Consider the following 17,497-nt stretch of genomic DNA (forward strand, 5'->3'; position numbering starts at 1 on the left):
ATCTTCAATGACCAGCGTCCGATTTGTCGCCACGCCGGGCCACACACCACCGCGCCCGGACCGCCGCAGGCAGAGAGCCCGAGATGACCAGAATCCTGATCCTGACCGACTACCGGGGCACGTTCTACTCCACGGCGCGCACGCGGCACGGTCTGTGCACCATGGACATCGCGAAGATCACCGCGTACCTCACCCGCGCCGGCCTCGACCCCGAGGTGATCCGATTCGCCGACCTGGACCTGAGCGAGGATCTGCGGGGGGTGCCGGTGCTCTACACCTCGTCCGAGGACCGCGGGCTGCACTACAAGAGCTGGATCGAGGATCTGGTGCTGGCCCTGGAGACCGCCGGAGCGCGGGTCATCCCGGGCTACCGCTACCTGCGCGCCCACCACAACAAGGTGATGATGGAGGCTCTGCGCGGGCGGCTCTTCCCCGAGGACGCCCGCCTCCTGGGCACCCGCACCTTCGGCACCTACGAGGAACTCGCGGCGACGGAGCTGGACGGTCCGTGGCCCAAGGTGCTCAAGTCGGCGTACGGCGCCGGCTCGCAGTTCGTGGCCCGCGCCGCGGACCGGCGCGAGCTGCTGCGCACCGCCCGCACCCTCAGCGACACCTCGGACCGGGGCGAAGCCGTTCGCGAACACGGCCGACGACTGCTGCGTCGCGACCACCATCCTCGCTCCCTGCACCGGCAGAAGTTCCTGGTGCAGGCGCTGATCCCGGGGCTGGCCGGAGACTTCAAGGTGCTCCGGATGGGCGCGCGCTACTACACGCTGTACCGCCGCAACCGACCCGGCGACTTCCGCGCCAGCGGCAGCGGCGACTTCGACTTCCAGGACCTGGCGGGTGTCGACCGCGACGGGCTGCTCGACTACGCGGAGCGGGTCTCCGACACTCTCGGCACCCCACTCGCCTCGTTGGACATCGGCCACGACGGTGAGCGCTTCCACCTGATCGAGTTCCAGTGCCTGCACTTCGGGACGGTCACTGCCGAGGAGTCGACCGGCTACCACCTCCGGGTGGGTGACACCTGGCAGCACGTCGAGGAGGAGTGCGACATCGAGGCGGTGTTCTGCGAGGCGATCGTGGGGCATCTGCGGCAGGTCGTGCCGGCACCACCACGGCTGCCACACGAGGCGGCCACCGTGACACCCCGCTCCCGGCGCGCGTCCGGCCGGTAACGCCGCGACGACGCCCAGCCATCCACGGCGCCAGAGGCCAGTCTCGCCGGTGCGACACCACGAACCCCCTGGCCGTGTCCAACGCGAGGGTTTGGGGGTTTATCAGGCGGATGTCGACCGACTGCGAAGATTTGCGGTTTCTGTGCCCCCGGGTCCCGCCCGACGTCGACACGCACTGCCCACCGTCGCGGAGGTCGGAACATGCCGGTGCCTGGTCGTCTCGCGGACGTGGCCGATTCCCCGCCGCGCCCGCACCCGGGCGACACCGTGTACCTGTCGCCGCCCGACATCGGGCCGCTGGAGGAGTCGTACCTGATCGCCGCACTGCGCTCGGGCTGGGTGGCACCGGTCGGCCCGGACCTGGCGGCGTTCGAACACGACGTCGCGACCCGGGTCGGCACCGGCGGGGCCGTCGCCGTGAACTCCGGAACGGCGGCTCTGCACCTGGCCCTGCTCGGTGTGGGAGTCGGCCCCGCCGACGTGGTCATCGTGCCCACCCTCACCTTCGTCGCCACCGCGAACGCGGCCCGGTACATCGGCGCGCGTCCGGTCTTCGTCGACTGCGATCCGCGTACCGGCAATGTGGACGTCGACCTCGTCGCCGACCTGATCCGACGGTTGCGGGCGCGCGGTGAGCGGATCGGCGCGATGGTCGGAGTGGACATGTTCGGCAGCTGCGCCGACTACAGCGCCCTGCTCCCTTTGTGCGTGGAAACCGGCGTGCCCCTCGTGGAGGATGCCGCCGAGGCCCTCGGCGCCAGCCACGGCGGGCGGCCCGCCGGCTCCTTCGGTCGCGTCGGCGTGCTGTCGTTCAACGGCAACAAGATCATGACCACCTCCGGTGGTGGAATGCTGGTGTCCGACGACGCCGTGCTGCTGGCCCGCGCTCGGCACCTCGCCACCCAGGCCCGCGAGCCGGCGCGGCACTACGAGCACCACGAGACCGGCTACAACTACCGACTCAGCAACCTGCTCGCGGCACTCGGACGCGCCCAGCTCCGCCGGCTGGACCAGATGATCGCCCGACGCCGTCACCTGCGCGACAGGTACGCCAAGCTCTTCGCCCCGGTGCCCGGCGTGCGGCTGGTCGGAGCCGAGGACGTCGAGTCCAACTGCTGGCTGACGGTCATCGCCGTCGAGCCCCAGCGGTGCGGCTGGCGGGCCGACGACCTCGCGATCCACCTGGCGGAACGGAACATCGAGACCCGGCCGGTGTGGAAGCCGATGCACCTGCAGCCGATGCACGCGGGCGCGGACAGCCTGCTCACCGGCGCGGCCGAGCGCCTCTTCACCGACGGGCTCACCCTGCCCAGCGGGAGCGCCCTCACCGAACCACAGATCGCCCGGGTGTTCACGGCGATCGACGAGTTCCTGAGCGCCCGGAGAGGCCCGTCCCCGTCGTGAAACACCAGGCCTGACCTGGTCCACCACGGGGGGTCGGCCCTCGACGGGTGGCCGATCAGGTGACGGAGGACCGGCGTACCGGCTCGCGGAGGTCGGCAGTAGCCGGATATTCCGCCGTCCAGCGGCAAAGGCACCAGAAATCCAGAGAATGACTGTAACGAGGACATAGGCCGCACATCGCCCCCGACCGAGCGGCGGAAGCTGGCGGGGGACGGACAGGAAGCGAGCACATGCCGCAGGAAACAGAGCACACGGAACGCGTGGACCGGCGGACGCGACGGGCCAGGGCACGCCGCGCCACCGCGGCCCTCCTCGCCACCGACACCACCGCCTGGGTCTGCGGTTTCGTCGCGGCGGTGTGGACCCGATTCGAGTTCCACTTCCCGCCCGGTCAACCGACCCGGGCCGCGGCGATAGGCGTGCTCGCGGCCGTCGTGCACCTGGGAGTCGCGTCCGTGCGACGCCTCCACTCCGGACGGCACCCACTGGGCAGCCTGCAGGAAGCCCAGGGCGTCGCAGGTAGCGCCGTCCTGGCGGCCGCCATCGTGCTGCTCGGCCTGCTCCCCTCCGGCGAGCGACCGGTGCCGGCGAGCACCCCACTGGTCGGCGGCGCACTCGCCCTACTCTTGATGCTCGGCGCCCGGTTCGCGTACCGCCATCGTCGGGACCTCTCGATGCGACCGGACGTCCGGTCGTCGACGCCGGTGCTGTTGTTCGGGATGGGCGACGCCGGGCAGGAACTGCTGCGAGCCATGCTCGGCGATCCACGGGGGCGCTACCTGCCGGTGGGCGCCCTCGACGACGATCCCGACAAGCGCGACCTGCGCATCCGAGGGGTCCGGGTGCTCGGCGGGCGGCACGACGTGCCCTCGGCGCTGCGGCGCACCGGGGCGGGTGCGGTCATCTTCTCGGTGGCCAACGCCGACGCCGCGCTGATCCGCGAGATCCGGGAGGCCGCCCTCGCCGCCGGCGCGGTGTTCAAGGTGCTGCCCCCCGTGCGGGACCTGGTCGACCACCGGATCACCGTCACCGACGTGCGGGACGTACAGATCGGCGACCTGCTCGGCCGCCACCAGGTCGTCGGTGACCTGCCGCTGCGCACGAACAGCCTGACCGGACGCCGGATCCTGGTCACCGGCGCCGGCGGGTCGATCGGCTCGGAACTCTGCCGTCAGGTGCTGAAGGCCGACCCTGGTGAGCTGATGATGCTGGACCGGGACGAGTCGGCCCTGCACGGTCTGCAGATGTCGCTCGCCGGACGGGCGCTGCTGGACGGTCCCGAGCTGATCCTCGCCGACCTGCGTGACGACGAGGGGATCCGACGGATCATCCGCGAGCGTCGCCCGGAGATCATCCTGCACGCGGCGGCGCTCAAGCACCTGACCCTGTTGCAGCGGCACCCCGGCGAGGCGGTGAAGACGAACATCTGGGGCACCCTCTCGGTGCTGGACGCCTGCCGGGACGTGGCCAAGTTCGTCAACATCTCCACCGACAAGGCCGCCAACCCGATAAGCGTGCTCGGATACTCGAAGCGGATCACCGAGCAACTGACCGCGCACGCGGCGTCCCGGTTCCCGGGCACGTTCCTCAGCGTCCGGTTCGGCAACGTGTTGAGCAGTCGCGGCTCGGTGGTGACGGCGTTCCAGCGGCAGATCGAGGACTCCCTGCCGATGACAGTCACCCACCCCGAGGTCACCCGCTACCTGATGACCGTCCAGGAGGCCGTCCACCTCGTCCTGCAGGCCGCCGAGATCGGCCGGGACGGGGAGGCGCTGGTGCTGGACATGGGCGCGCCCGTCCGCATCGCCGACCTGGCCCGGCAGATGGCCGAGCAGGCGTCCAGTCAGGTGCCGATCGTCTACACCGGCCTGCGCCCCGGAGAGAAGCTGCACGAGGATCTGTTCGGCGCCGGTGAGGCCGACACCCGGCCGCTGCACCCGCTGGTGTCCCACGTGGGGGTGCCGGCGCTCGACCCGAGCGAGGTGAGCGGCCTCGATCCGTACGACGACGAGGCGAAGCTCATCGAGCACCTCGCGCTGCTCTGCGCCCGGCCGGTCGGCCCGACGGTGGACGGCCCGGTGGGCGTACCCCTGCAGTCGCGGTGATCCACCCCGCACCCAAAGGCCCTCGCCGGCAGTTATGCCGGTGAGGAAGCCCAGCGTGAGGCCGCGCGGCGGCATCCGCATCGCCAGGCGCGTCCCTCCGCCGCGGATCGATTGGACCGAAGGATTGCCGGCCCCCGACAGCAGCTTCGAGCGACAGCCGGACGCCGTGGCAGCGGGGCCCGGTCCGACCGTCCAGACGGTCGAGCCGCCCGCGCCGGCCGCCCCCGCTCCCCCGAGCCGGCGTCGCGGTCGTCGGCTGCTGTCCTGGATCGCCACCGCGGCGCTCAGTCGAGCGGTGAGCGCCGTCGTGCCGCTCTTCCTCCTCCCCGTCACCCTGTCGTATCTCGGCACCGACCTGTACGGCCTCTGGGCGGCGGTCCTGGCCGTCACCGGGATGGTCGCCTTCGCCGACCTGGGTGTCGGCCTCGGCCTCATGACCAGGCTGGCGCCCTGCCGGGTGGACGGTGACTGGGCGACGGCCCGGCGCTACGTCTCCAGCGCCTACGCGGCGGTCTGCGGTGTGGCGCTTCCGACGTGTGGCCTGCTGTGGCTGGTCGGCGGGTTCGTGCCGTGGCCGGCGCTGTTCAACGCCACCGGGGCGGCGGCCGACGACGCGCACCTCGTCGCCCTGGTCTGCCTGACGGCCTTCCTGCTGAACATCCCGCTGTCGCTTGTCGCCCGGGTGCAGTACGCGTACCAGCAGGTGGCCGTCAGCAACATCTGGCAGGCGGCCGCGAGCGCGCTCTCGTTGCCGCTGGCGCTCGGCGCGGTGTTCGCGAAGCTGCCCCCCATCGCGGTCATCGCCAGCATCGCCATCTCCCCGTTGCTGGTCAACATCGCCAACACGGTGTGGACGTTCGGCTGGCGGCTGCCCCGTCTGGCGCCGCGCCCGAGGTTCGTCGACGGCCGGGGCATTCGTGACCTGTTCGGCCTGGGCGGCCTGTTCTTCCTGGTGACACTGGTGATGGTCCTGGCGGACAACGCCGACCCCCTGCTCATCGCGCACGTGCTGGGGCTGGCGAGCGTCACCGCGTACGCGGTGCCGGCCCGGCTGTTCACCCAGCTCGGCGCGCTCGTGACGCTCGTCAACCAGCCGCTGTGGCCGATGCACGGCGAAGCCCTGGCGCGCGGCGACCTCGACTGGGTCCGCCGGACCGTGCGGCGCATGACAGTCGTTTCCACGCTCGTCGCGGTGGTGCCGTCGACCCTCCTGGTGGTGTTCGGCGAGGCGTTCTTCGCCGCCTGGCTACCCATCCCGATCGGGAACCGGACCCTCCTGCTGGGCCTCGCCTGCTGGTGGATCGTGCTGGCCGCGATCTCCCCGCGCTTCATGGTGCAGAACGCGGCCGGGGTCGTACGCCCCCAACTGTGGGGCTACCTGCTGTACCTGCCGCTCTCCGTGCTCGGGAAGCTGCTCGGCCTGCACTGGCTGGGCGTCTGGGCCGCGCCGTACATCGCCGTCGTCATCTACAGCCTGACCGTCGTCCCGGCCGCCATCTACGGCTACCGGCGCGCACTGACCCCGCGGACCACATGAGAGAGGTGGACGTACCGATGCTTGTGGACGATGAATTCCCCCGGGTGCTGGTGGTGAGCCACACGCCCTTCAGCCGCGTCAGCGGTACCGCCATGACCCTGTCGAATCTCTTCTCCGGCTGGCCCAGGGACCGCCTCGGGCAGGTGTACACCGGTAACATCACGCCGTCGACGGAGGTGTGCGAGAACTACTTCCACTTCCCACCACGGGACCACTACCTGCCCGTCCAGTACTACTCGATGCGGATGCTGGGGTGGAACGGCCACACCCCGCTGCAACAGAGCAGGCCGATCGCCGCCGTCCACGCGGCGGCGGAGAACCGTCCCACGGTGGCCAGGGTCTACGCGCAACTGCGCGCGAGCGCCGACCTCAGCCCGATCCGTGTCCCCCCGGCGCTGATCCGGTGGATGCGGGACTTCCGTCCCGACGTCGTCTACTCCATGCTCGGCAGCGTCCGGCTCACGAGGATCACCGCCCTCGCGGCGCGCACCTGCGACGTGCCGGTGGTGCCGCACTTCACCGACGACTGGCCGGCGACGCTGCACGCCAACGGCGAGCTGTTCGGTCGGGCCACCCGCAGCGTCCAGGAGACGACGGCACGGCTGATCCGCCTGGCGCCACTCGGCATGGTGATCAGCCAGCCGATGGCCGACGAGTACGCCCGACGGTACGGGATCCCGTTCAGCCCCTTCGTGAACTGCGTCGACGAGAACTTCTTCGCCGCGCCCCGCACCGACGTCGACGGGCAGCGCGGCGTCGAGCTGGTCTACGTCGGCGCCCTGCACCTCAACCGGTGGGAGTCGCTGCGCGACATCGGCGCCGCGCTTGACGACGTCGCGCAGGCCGGCCCGTCCGTCCGACTGACCATCCACGCCCCGGAGAGGGACCTCGCCCAGTACGGACGGCACTTCGCCGACCTGCGGCGGGTACGGCTGGGGCCGTCGCTGACAAGCGAGGAGGTGCCCGCGGCGCTGCGGTCGGCGGACGTCCTCGTGCACATCGAGTCCTTCGACGAGGAGATCCGCCGCTACACCCGTTACTCGGTCTCGACGAAGATCCCCCAGTACCTCGCCTCGGGGCGTCCCATCCTCGGCTACGGTCCCGCCGAGGTGGCGTCGATGGACCACATCCGGCAGGCAGGCGCCGGAGTGATCGTCGGGACGAACGACAGAGCCAGCCTGGTGCGCGACCTCGCGACCCTCTGCGGCGACGCGGGGCTGCGGGAGCGGCTGGCCCGCAACGGGGTCGAGTTCGCCCGGCAGGAACATGCCCGGGAGAACGTGGCCGCACGGTTCGCCGCCACGTTGCGCGCGGCCGCGCGAGCCGCCTCCGGCACCCCCGACGCTGCCCGCGACCACCTGACCACGAGGCGCGGCGGGGTGCGGCGATGAGACGTACCCGATGGGTCGCCTGTGTGGGTCCGTTCCTGTTCCCGTGGGGCGAGGCGGGATCGCGGCGGGTGCACGGCCTGGTGGCGTCGTTGGCCGCCGCCGGCTACGACGTGGTGGTGGCCGGCGGGGGGCCGGAGCCGCGTGTCCGCACGCCGCTGCCCGGCGTCGACGGCCCGGGTTCGGTGTCGCACATCGGCCTGGCGGAGCGGCCACCGCCGACGGCCGGGCCGGTGGGCAGCTCGATCCAGACGCTTGTGCGCTGGGGTCAACGGACGGTCCGCTGGCTCGACGCCCAGCCGACCAGACCGTCGCACGTGTTGGTGCACGGCGGTCAGGCCCAGTACATGTTCCACCTCCAGAGGTGGTGCCGACGGCACCGCGTGCCGCTGATCGTCGACGTCGTGGACTGGTTCAACGGCCGGCACGTACGCGGCGGCTACCTCGGCCCGCTGCACGTGAGCATGAAACTGGCTCTGCACCACTACTACCCGCGCTGCGACGGCGTCATCGTGATCAGCTCCTACCTTGAGGACCACTACCGCCGTACCGGTCGCCCGCTGCTGCGGGTGCCGCCCACCCTGGACGTGAAGGGCCTGACGCTTGACGCCCGGCAGACAGCGGCGGGCGGATCGTCCCCCCTCACGCTCGCGTACGCGGGCAATCCGCACGGGAACAAGAAGGATCTCCTGGGCACCGTCATCGAGGCGGTGGGTCGTGTCCAGCGCGACGGCGCGCGCGTCGAGCTGCGCATCTACGGCCCGACAGTCGACGAGGTACGCGGTCTCGTCGAGGGCCGAGCGTTGCCCGAGGGCGTACGGTGCCTGGGTCGACTGCCGCAGGCGGAGGTGGCGGGCGCCCTGCAGGCGGCGGACTTCACAGTCCTCGTCCGTCGCCCGGACCGGGCCACGAACGCGGGCTTCTCGACGAAGTTCTGCGAGAGTCTGGCCAGCGGCACCCCGGTGATCGCCAACCTCACCAGCGACATGGGCAGGTATCTACGCCCCGACCTGGAGGGCCTGGTGTGCCGGGACCACACGCTGGCGGGGGTCACCGAGGCGTTTCGCGCCGCCGCCCGGCTGAGCGACGCGCAGCGGAGCCTGATGCGCCAGGCGGCACGCAGCCAGGCGCTCGAATCGTTCGACTACCGGGCGTACGCGGAGTCTCTCGGCCGGTTCTTCCGACGCTGGGACTGACGCCCGTCGGCGGGCGACTGCAGCGCGGAGAGCACGAGGAGCGTGGCCATCCCGACGATGGACTCCGGCGCCATGCCGAGCTGGTTGTTCGCCGGCACGTAGACGATGAGGATGCAGAGCTGCGCGAAGATCAGCGTCGGGACCACCCGTCGGGTGGACACCGCCGCGCGCCACGAGCCGGCGAAGAGCCATCCGACCAGTCCCATGAACAACGCCGCGCCCGGGAAGGTGAGGTCGGAGGCGAGCCAGGGATAGATGGTGGCCCAGTACATGCGCGCGGGCCACCCCTTCTCGTGCTGGGTGCGGTCGGGGTACGTCGGGTGTTCGGTCAGGTCCACTCCGAAGGACTGCTCGGCGAAGAGCGCGGCGGACGGCGCGCTACCGAGACCGTGCGACCACTCGAAGGGCACCTGGAGGTTGTAGGACAGTCCGAGGTAGCCGTGCGTCGGGTAGCCGATCATGGCAGCGAGACCCACGGCCGCCGGCTCACCCATGGCGCGCTCCACCTCGGGATTCACCCGCACCACCTCACCTGTGGTGCCGAACTCCGTCGCCCGCGTCGCGTGGCTGAAAGCCATGTAGGTGGCCAGGAGCACGAACGCTCCGCCGAGCAGCATGAGCGCCCGGCGACGCCGCGAGCGGGCCCGCCGCCGGTGCCGGGTCGACGCACGGGCGATCAGCATCCCCGCCGCCAGCATGATGACGACGTCGCCGAGGCCCTTCATGGTGCCGATGAAGAGGTAGAACGCCAGGTGCATGGTCGTACCGACGATGCCGGCGAGTCGCAACCAGCCGGGCAGACTCGACCAGTGCACCACCAGCAGCGGTACGAGGGCCACGCTGAGAATGCCGAGCGGGAGCAGCACTGTCATCCACGGGCCCGTGCTCGCGACGCCCTGTTGGTAGACGTCGAACTTGTTCACGTAGCCGGTGGCGGGCGCCTCGATGCTCGCCCACACGCTCTGCGGGCCGGTGGCGCCGAACTGGACCAACCGCGTCAGGCTGACGATCACGTAGTAGACGGCGCTGGCCAGGACCAGCCGACGTACCTGCCGGATGCGGTCGGTGGAGTGCGATACGACAGCCACCACCGGGACGCGACGCGCCATCTGCGCCACGTATCCACAGGCGAAGAGCGCGGTCGCGGCGAGCACGAAGACGCAGAGCCGGTCGGGGTTCTCGACCTGACGGGCCAGCCTCGTCAACCAGAACGCGCCGAACGTGCCGAGCATCCACGTCAGGGCCAGCACCAACGGCAGCCACGTCACCGTGCGAGGTCGCGGCGTCGCGGGGTCCGGCAGGGAGGGCCGGTGTCCACGGCGGTCGGCAGGCGGCGATGGCGAGAGCAGCCGACCGTCGACGCTTCCGACGGGCGGGCGGTGTCGGCCACGACTGATGCCGTCGAGGGCTGTCACCGAGGCCCGCTCCCGGCCGAACGTCCGACCCTGGGTGGTCGCGAGTCGACCCGGACAGGATTCCGAGTTTGCACTCGCCGACCCTCCACTCGTACGGGTGTCAGTAGTCACTGAACGAGCAAACGACCGTGCACGTACCGGGGTGATGGCCCGCCGCGGTGGGAGGTGGCGCCTTCGGCCATCGGACGGATGCTCGGGCGTCGGTCCCGCCCGGCGGAGGGGTCGTCCGTCGACCCGGATCGCGTCCCGCGTCGGCCGGTGACCTGGACCGGGAGCATCGACAGCAGGGCGAGTACCAGCCACGGCCCCCGCTCGAACTCCCACACTCCGGTCAGCCAGATCGGAAATCCGCCCACCAGGAACAGCCCGGCGACACGGAGTCCGACCGGACACTGCGCCGCCCGCCTGGCGAGCACCGAGCCGAACAGGGCGGCGACGCCCAGCAACCCCACCAGGCCCAGGTCAACGGCGACGGCGAGGACGGCGTTGTGCGGCCGGATTCCCAGCGTGTTCCCGATCTCGAAGATTCCCGCGCCGTCGCCGAACCAGAGGGCGTCCCACCAGTAGGACGACGCGTACCGCCACAGCTCGATGCGACTCAGCACGTCACCTGTCGCGGCCGACCCGATGACGCCGTCCGCCCAGCTCAGGGCGCTCTGACCCAGACCGAGCGGCACCGTCACCAGCAGCGTGGGCACCACCGCCGCCGCGGCCACCCACATCGCGCGTGGATTGAGCTCGCTGAGCAGCGCGTACACCACGATGAGCAGCAGGGCGACCAGGGCTCCCTTGGTCCGGTTCAGAAAGACACCGGACGCCAGCACCGGCAACGCGGCGATCAGCCCGATGGTGACGAGCCGAGGTTGACCGCGAATTTTCAGCAGGCCCAGTGCCAGGAGGAACGCGGTGACGCTGGAGTAGGCCGTGAAGTTGATGTTGGTGCCCTCGATGCCGAAGCGCACCGCCATGTCCCACGCGCTGGCCTGCCCGCCGGCTCCGCGCGCCTCGATGATCAGGCCCCAAGCGGCGATCACGCATCCGACGATGTACGAACCCCCGACCGCCAGCAGGTGCCTCGGCGTCGTGACGACGTGGCGGACCGCGACGAAGAGAAGACAGGCCGAGGTGTACGCGAGGGCCACGCTCCGCGTCTGTGCGACATCGCTGGACCAGACGACCGTCAGCTGCGCCCAGCACGCCACCGCGACAGCCAGCACATCGGGCAGCCGGGGGCGGGGAACCCGGCAGCGGAGAAGGATCGCGGCGGCCGAGGCCTCCAGGACGACAAGCCAGGCGTTCGCCGACGACGCCTGGAAGGCCGCGACGCACAGCAGCCCGACGGCGACGGTCGTCATCCGTGTCCGCCAGCCCGCCCGTCCGCTTCCGGCCACGGTCACCGCGGCCGCGCCTCGGGGCACGCTGCCGACGTCGGCTCGGGGCACGCTGCCGACGCCGGCTCGGGGCACGCTGCCGACGCCGGCTCGGGGCACGCTGCCGACGCCGGCTCGGGGCACGCTGCCGACGCCGGCTCGGGGCGGCGCCGGCGAGGGGGATCCGAGCCCCGTCCGGGTTTGCGATGTCACGACCACTCCTTCTCGTCACTGAAACGGCACCGGCGACGTTGGACAGACGACAGGCACGCCACGCCGCAACGGCTCCTCGCGCGACCCGATATTGTGCTTAATGCCCGATTTGTACGGCAATTGCAGCTTCCCCGACACGCCAGCGCGATCGGGAGCAAATGCGCGAATTGCCACCAACGTCCTGATACCGTCGCTCGCTCACCGCTGCGAGCTGCCCACGCTCAGCATCGCGAGGGGTCCGCGCTCACGCAGACAGTGCTCGCCTCCGTCGTCCGCCCCGAGGGGAAGCTGATGGCCAGACCCGATCTCCGTGCGGTCGCCGTGGACCTGCGCGCCCTTGGCCTGTCGGCGCCGCTGCGCGCGGCGTACGAGGCGTCCAAGCGCGGCGGATTCCACGCCGTCCTGTTCCAGGGTCGGGCCCCCCGGCACCGTCCGGCCACCCTGGTGCCACTGGGCAGCACTACGCCGCTCAGTGACGAGGCGGGGCAACGCTGCCTGGATGACGCCGGCCGCGTCCTGCGCGAAGGGCTTCGGGTCTTCGGCGCCCGGGTGGCGACAGGCGTGTCGGCGCCGTGGAGCACCGACCCGCTGAGCGGGCGGCAGTGGCCGGCGGACGTGCCGTGGTGGCGCGTCGACATCCGTTCCGGGGCACGCCTGTCCGACGTGAAGCACACCTGGGAGGCGGGCCGCCACCGCGACCTGGTCGTCCTGGCCCGCGCGGCCCGCCTCGACCCGGCCGGCCCCTGGCACGACGGCCTCGGCGGCCTGCTGCGGGCCTGGTGCGAGCAGTCGCCACCCGAGCGGGGAGTGAACTGGTACTCCAGCCTCGAGCTGGCGCTGCGCGCGGTCGCCTGGAACCAGATCCTGGCGCTGGCCGGCGACCGGCTGCCCCGCGACGTGGTGGCCGCCATGGAACGGCACCTGCTGGCCAGCGCACGACACCTGCTGGTCGAGCTGCCCTACACGGTGAGCAGCATGCGCAACAACCACATGCTCGGTGACGCACTCGGGTTGATCCTGCTGTCGCGCATGTTCCCCACCGCGGCGCGCGCCCGCTGGTGGGCGCGTACCGGCGAGCGGATGTTCGCCACGCAGCAGCGCCGGCACTTCGGGCCGGACGGCCGCATGATCGAGGACTCGCTGTCGTACCACCGCTTCGTTCTGGAGATGCTCGTCGTACGACTGCTGCTCGGCGGCGCGCCGGCCGGCGTGCGCCAGGACCTGCGCGCGGCCAGCCTGCACCTCGCCCGACTCGGTGTCTTCGACGGGGAGGTCCCGCAGTACGGCGACTGGGACGAGGGGCGGGTGCTCGCGTCCTCCGGCGACCCGCTCGACGTGGCCGGCTCGGCCGCGCTCGGGCTGGCGCTGTGCGGGGAACGGCTGCCGGCGCGGTGGTTCGCCGACTTCGACGAACTCGCCTGGTACGCGCCCGCGAGCGCCCGGGATCAGGCCACCGCGGCGGCGTACCGGCCGGCCGGGCGCGGCGCGACGACCTCGGGAGGCACCGCGCTGATCGAGCGGGGGCCGTGGCGGGTGTGGTTCAAGGTGGACGGCGGCCCGTCGCACGGCCACGCCGACCTGACCTCGGTCTGGGTAACCCACAACGGCCGGTGGCTGATCGCCGATCCGGGCACGGGCACCTACAACGGTCCGTTGGAGGTCCGCAACGGACTGCGCACCTCCGCCGCCCACCCGGTGCGCCGCCCGGACGGGCAGGACCAGCTGATTCCGCACCGCGCGTTCCGCTGGCTCGCCACCGGTCGTGGTCACCTGGGACAGCCACTCGTCCGGCCGGATCGCACCATCGCGTTCGGGTGGCACGACGCGTACGCGCGCGGCGAGCACCCGGTACGCGTCGGCCGCGCCGTGGTGGTGGCCGACGCGTACGTGGCCATCGTCGAGTTCGCCGACCCGCCGGGGGCGGCCGGCACCTGGTCGCTCACGATCCCCCTGCACCCCGACGTCGCGGTGGAGAACGACGCGCTCGTCACCGGCGACACCAAGCTCGACCTGTTCGGGTTGGACGGGTACGAGGCGGTACGCGGACGGTCGACGCCGTTCGCGGGTTGGCACAGCCGGACGTACGGGCGCTGGGAGCCGGCGACCTGGCTCACGACCGAGACCCCTGCCGACACCGTCGCCTGGGGGCTGGGCACCGTGCCCGGGCCACGGCCCGACGCGACAACCCTCGACGGTCTCCGCTACGAGGTGGCCTGGACCGACGGGGGCGCCACCCTGACCGTCACCCACCTCGCCTCCGGGGACGTCCAGCACGTGGGAGCACCGCTATGACACGACGCAGGGTCCTGGTCCTCAACCACTTCGCCGTGCCTCCGGGCCACCCGGGCGGCACCCGGCACGTCGAGCTGTTCAGCCGCCTGCCCGGCTGGACGCACGTGATCATCGCGAGCCGCCGCAACATGATCACCGGTCGGCCGCAACGCCCGGAGCCGGGATTCCACCCGGTCGCCGTGACGCCGTACCGGGGCAATGGCGTGGGCCGGGTGCTCAACTGGGCCAGCTACGGGGTGACGGCCACTCTCGCCGGCCTGCGGCAGCCCCGACCCGACGTGGTGTACGCGTCGTCGCCACACCTGCTGGCCGGCCTGTCGGGCTGCGTCGTGGCGGCCCTGCGGCGTACGCCGTTCGTCCTGGAGGTCCGGGACCTGTGGCCCCGGGTGCTCGTCGAGATGGGGACGCTGTCGGAGACGTCGACGGCGTACCGGGCGCTGGAACGCCTGGAGCGTCTCCTGTACCGACGCGCCGACCGGGTGGTGATCCTGGCGGCGGGCGTGCGGCAGGCGATCGAGAGCAAGGGCGTACCGCCCGAGCGGATCGTGTTCATCCCCAACGCGGCAGACCCGGACGACTTCGTCCCCAGTGATGACCGCGACGAGCTGCGGCGACGGTACGGGTTCACCCGCCGGACGGCCGTCTACGCGGGAGCGCACGGCCCGGCCAACGGGCTGGACCTGCTCCTGAGCGCCGCTCGGGCGGTGCCCGAGATCGACGTCGTGCTCGTGGGATCGGGCGTCGAGAAGGCACGCCTGCGGGCGGCGGCGCGCGACATCCCCACCGTGCGGTTCCTCGACCCGGTGCCGAAGACCGAGATCCCCGATCTCCTGCACGCGGCCGACGTCGGCGTGCACGTGCTCGCGGACGTCGAACTGTTCCGCGCCGGGGTCAGCCCCAACAAGGTGTTCGACTACATGGCCGCCGGCCTGCCGATCGTCACCAACAGTCCGGGAATCGTCGGCGACCTCGTCCTGGGCGCGGACGCCGGGTCGGTGACCCCGCCGGGGCACCTCGCCCACGGCCTCGCCCAGATGGTGCAGGCGAGCCCGGACGAGTTGGCGAAGATGGGCGCGGCGGGCCGGCGCTGGATACGGGACAACCAGTCGCGGACGGCGATGTCGGGCGCCCTCGGCCGCCTGCTCGCCACGCTCGTCCACGACGACGACGCGGCGCGCTGACCCGCCCGGGTCAGCGCCGGCCGTGCCGCGTCACGAGGTGATCCCGGCGCTCTCCGCGTCGAGCTGCGTGGGGAGTCGCGCCTCGGGCTCCTGGACGATGCCGGCCAGCGCGGCGATCGCGGACAGCGCCGCCTCCGTCGTACCGATCGACGCCTCGAACCCGCGCTGGTGCGGCGCGTTCCCGGCGATCACCGCCCGCACGTGGGCCAGCTGCTCCTGGTGTCCCTTGCCGCCGGGCGCCCGCTTGACCTCCCGGCCGTCGACCTCCAGGCGTCGGAAGTCGTCGATCAGCACGGTGTGGCCACGGCCGAGGATCTCCAGTCGTTCCTTCGGCGTGCGCCGGTGCCCCCCTGTGGAGTACGTGATCGTCGCCGTGGAGCCGTCGGGGTATCCGAGCAGGACGCTCACGTCCTCCTCCAGGCCCGGTTCGCCGCGTCCGCTGCCGTACGCGTGCACGACCCGGGGCTGCTCGCCGACCAGCCACGACGCGAGGTCCACGAAGTGGCACACCTCGCCGCGGACACGGCCGCCCTGGCGGCGGTCGTGATACCAGTGCGCGGCGGGCAACTGCCCGGCGTTGACCCGGTAGGCCACGCTGATCGGCCCGGACCCGGCACTCAGGACCTTTCGGGTGTACGCCACCATCGGCGCGTGTCGCCTGTTGAACCCGACGAACAGGTGGCCCGGGTTGCGGTCGTACGCGGCCAGCACCCCGTCGAGCTCGTCCCGCGTCAGCGCGAGCGGCTTCTCCACGAAGACGTGCTTACCGGCGTCGAGCGCCCGCACCGCCAACTCGGCGTGGGAATCGTGGCGGCTGAGGACGAACACCACGTCCACGTCGTCGCGGAGGAGCAGGTCCTCGACCGTCGGCGCCACGACGGCGATGCCGTTGCGCTCCGCGGCGTGACGTGCCGACAGCCCCTTGGCTGACGTGATGGCGACGAGATCGTCGCCCCAGCCGGCCGCCTTGAGCGCGGGCAGGAAGGTCGCCTTGGCGTACGTGCCGGCCCCGATCAGCCCCGCCCGGGGTGCCGCCGACCGCCGGCGTGGCCGGATCGTGGCCGGGCGGGCGGCCGGCTGCGCGGGCGCCGAGTAGGTGAGCTGCACCGCGAGCGAGCGCGGGTCCGACGCCAGCACCTCGTACGCCGACGTCGCTTGCTCCACGTCGAAGACGTGGGTCACCATGTCGTCGACCGCGACCCGGCCGCTGGCCACCAGGTCGAGGTAGGTCTCCACGTTGCGCCGCGCCGTCCAGCGCACGTGGCCGATCGGATAGTCGACGCCCCACTCCTCGTACGCACGGTCGTAGCGGCCGGGGCCGTAGCTGCGGGCGAAGCGCAGGTCCAGCTCGCGCTCGTAGAAGCGCCTCCGGTCGAGGTCCAGGCCGACGTCACCGACCACTACCAGCCGGGCCCGGTCGCGGGCGATCTCCGCGCTGCGGGCGACCGGCTCCGACGAGGCGGTCGCCGCCGTGATCAGGACCGCGTCGACGCCACGGCCACGGGTGGCCTCCATGACCTGCTCGGTGGTCGCCGCGCCGGCCTCGACCAGCCCGAGCGCGCCCGCGCCGCTGGCCAGCTCGGCAGTCCACAGGCGTAGGTCGATGCCGACGACGGTGAGCCCGGAGGCGAGTGCCAGTCGTACCGTCAGTTGCCCGACCAGGCCGAGGCCGACGACCGCTACCGCGCCGCCCACGCTCACGTCGGCCTGCCGCAGCCCCTGCAGAGCGATCGCCGCCACCGCGCCGAAGGCGGCGGCCTGGTCCGACACCGCGTCCGGGACGGGCACCGCGAGCAGGCCCGGCACCGCCTGGTACTCGGCGTGCCCCGCCGACGCCGTGGCCACCCGCATCCCGGGGCGCAACCCGTCGGTGGCCGCGCCGGCGGTGACGACGACGCCGGCCGCGCTGTACCCCAGCGGCATGTCCTCGTCGAGCCGGCTGCGCACCGCGGCCAGGGTCGAGCGGACTCCCCCGGTGCGCGACCGGTTGACGACCTGGCGGACGAGATCCGGCCGGGCGCGGGCCTTGCGCAGCAGGCTCGCCGAGGCCAACTCCCGTACGGCGCGCTCGGTGCCCGCGGAGAGCAGGGACCTGCGCGTGGCGACGAGCACCTCGGTCGCGCCGGGCTCCGGTTGCGGAACCTCCACGACTCGCAACTCGCCGCCGGACACGGATTGGACGATCTGCTTCACGCGGTCTTCCTGCCTTCGGAAA

11 protein-coding genes are annotated in these 17,497 nt (G+C 72.0%); 8 read left to right on the forward strand and 3 right to left on the reverse strand.

All coding sequences use genetic code 11. The features are described 5' to 3' along the window. Window positions 1–83: 83 nt before the first annotated feature. The 6 genes from ACGFIE_RS20560 to ACGFIE_RS20585 all read left to right on the forward strand — a co-directional run bounded on the left by ACGFIE_RS20560 (window position 84) and on the right by ACGFIE_RS20585 (window position 8,811). Window positions 84–1,181 (forward strand): hypothetical protein, encoded by a 1,098-nt coding sequence (locus tag ACGFIE_RS20560; protein ID WP_393296745.1) that lies wholly within the window; start codon window positions 84–86, stop codon window positions 1,179–1,181. Between the two features lie 201 nt (window positions 1,182–1,382). Further along, window positions 1,383–2,585, forward strand: a complete 1,203-nt coding sequence (locus tag ACGFIE_RS20565; protein WP_393296747.1) for a DegT/DnrJ/EryC1/StrS family aminotransferase — start codon at window positions 1,383–1,385, stop codon at window positions 2,583–2,585. 230 nt (window positions 2,586–2,815) lie between these two features. Further along, window positions 2,816–4,690, forward strand: a complete 1,875-nt coding sequence (locus ACGFIE_RS20570; RefSeq protein WP_393296749.1) for a polysaccharide biosynthesis protein — start codon at window positions 2,816–2,818, stop codon at window positions 4,688–4,690. A gap of 166 nt (window positions 4,691–4,856) precedes the next feature. Continuing rightward, window positions 4,857–6,227: a lipopolysaccharide biosynthesis protein gene (locus ACGFIE_RS20575; RefSeq protein ID WP_393296751.1), complete on the forward strand. Its 1,371-nt coding sequence runs from the start codon at window positions 4,857–4,859 to the stop codon at window positions 6,225–6,227. Window positions 6,228–6,244: 17 nt separating this feature from the next. Next, window positions 6,245–7,618, forward strand: a complete 1,374-nt coding sequence (locus tag ACGFIE_RS20580) for a glycosyltransferase (RefSeq protein ID WP_393296753.1) — start codon at window positions 6,245–6,247, stop codon at window positions 7,616–7,618. Next, a complete protein-coding gene (locus ACGFIE_RS20585) occupies window positions 7,615–8,811 on the forward strand; it encodes a glycosyltransferase (RefSeq protein WP_393296755.1) in 1,197 nt (398 codons plus the stop codon). The genes ACGFIE_RS20580 and ACGFIE_RS20585 overlap by 4 nt, the downstream gene beginning before the upstream one ends. Here ACGFIE_RS20585 and ACGFIE_RS20590 read toward each other — a convergent pair. Further along, a complete protein-coding gene (locus ACGFIE_RS20590; RefSeq protein ID WP_393296757.1) occupies window positions 8,760–10,079 on the reverse strand; it encodes a hypothetical protein in 1,320 nt (439 codons plus the stop codon). The two genes, ACGFIE_RS20585 and ACGFIE_RS20590, sit on opposite strands and share 52 nt — an antisense overlap. Window positions 10,080–10,333: 254 nt before the next feature. After that, on the reverse strand, window positions 10,334–11,809 hold the full coding sequence (locus ACGFIE_RS20595; RefSeq protein WP_393296759.1) for an O-antigen ligase family protein: 1,476 nt from the start codon (window positions 11,807–11,809) through the stop codon (window positions 10,334–10,336). Between the two features lie 291 nt (window positions 11,810–12,100). Between ACGFIE_RS20595 and ACGFIE_RS20600 the strand changes: the two genes are divergently transcribed. Together ACGFIE_RS20600 and ACGFIE_RS20605 are read left to right on the forward strand one after the other, a co-directional pair. After that, window positions 12,101–14,101, forward strand: a complete 2,001-nt coding sequence (locus ACGFIE_RS20600) for a heparinase II/III family protein (protein WP_393296761.1) — start codon at window positions 12,101–12,103, stop codon at window positions 14,099–14,101. Continuing rightward, the gene (locus tag ACGFIE_RS20605; RefSeq protein WP_393296763.1) at window positions 14,098–15,282 is read left to right on the forward strand and encodes a glycosyltransferase family 4 protein; all 1,185 of its coding nucleotides are present in this window, start codon (window positions 14,098–14,100) and stop codon (window positions 15,280–15,282) included. Before ACGFIE_RS20600 ends, ACGFIE_RS20605 begins: the two co-directional genes overlap by 4 nt. A 30-nt stretch (window positions 15,283–15,312) precedes the next feature. Here the strand turns inward: ACGFIE_RS20605 and ACGFIE_RS20610 are convergent, their stop codons facing one another. Then, the gene (locus ACGFIE_RS20610; RefSeq protein WP_393296765.1) at window positions 15,313–17,475 is read right to left on the reverse strand and encodes a Gfo/Idh/MocA family oxidoreductase; all 2,163 of its coding nucleotides are present in this window, start codon (window positions 17,473–17,475) and stop codon (window positions 15,313–15,315) included. Between the last annotated feature and the right edge of the window lie 22 nt (window positions 17,476–17,497).

Origin of the sequence: Micromonospora sp. NPDC049275, assembly GCF_043197115.1 — a bacterium.
Taxonomy (GTDB): Bacteria; Actinomycetota; Actinomycetes; order Mycobacteriales; family Micromonosporaceae; genus Micromonospora.

What these genes read in the sequence shown, in the direction of transcription:
- ACGFIE_RS20560 (WP_393296745.1), top strand. Translation starts at nt 84, where the DNA reads ATGACCAGAATCCTGATCCTGACCGACTACCGGGGCACGTTCTACTCC.
- ACGFIE_RS20600 (WP_393296761.1), top strand. Translation starts at nt 12,101, where the DNA reads ATGGCCAGACCCGATCTCCGTGCGGTCGCCGTGGACCTGCGCGCCCTT.
- ACGFIE_RS20580 (WP_393296753.1), top strand. Translation starts at nt 6,245, where the DNA reads ATGCTTGTGGACGATGAATTCCCCCGGGTGCTGGTGGTGAGCCACACG.
- ACGFIE_RS20570 (WP_393296749.1), top strand. Translation starts at nt 2,816, where the DNA reads ATGCCGCAGGAAACAGAGCACACGGAACGCGTGGACCGGCGGACGCGA.
- ACGFIE_RS20585 (WP_393296755.1), top strand. Translation starts at nt 7,615, where the DNA reads ATGAGACGTACCCGATGGGTCGCCTGTGTGGGTCCGTTCCTGTTCCCG.
- ACGFIE_RS20565 (WP_393296747.1), top strand. Translation starts at nt 1,383, where the DNA reads ATGCCGGTGCCTGGTCGTCTCGCGGACGTGGCCGATTCCCCGCCGCGC.
- ACGFIE_RS20605 (WP_393296763.1), top strand. Translation starts at nt 14,098, where the DNA reads ATGACACGACGCAGGGTCCTGGTCCTCAACCACTTCGCCGTGCCTCCG.